Below are 262 nucleotides of genomic sequence, written 5' to 3' on the forward strand. Positions count from 1 at the left end.
CGGGACCGACGCGACAGGCCTGACAGACGACGATGTGACCGGCCTGCCTGACCAGCAGGCCGACCGAAACGGTCAGGAGTACCTGTCCGACGGTACGGACCAGTCGCTCACCCCGGCACCCCGTGACACGAACACGACCACGAGCATGACCGTGCCCGAAGGCGACCCGGCGCCCCCGACAGGGCTGCGTACCTCCTCCGAAGCACCGCGACCGGACGCGGCACCGCTGAGCGGCGAAGCCCCGGCCGAGTACACCGGCACG

1 protein-coding gene is annotated in these 262 nt (G+C 71.0%); it reads left to right on the top strand.

The features are described 5' to 3' along the window. Positions 1–34: 34 nt before the first annotated feature. Positions 35–262 (top strand): hypothetical protein (locus ACZ7HQ_RS45150; RefSeq protein ID WP_471003381.1); only part of this gene is annotated, 228 nt, incomplete at its 3' end.

Source organism: Streptomyces sp. NPDC037290 (assembly GCF_055603245.1).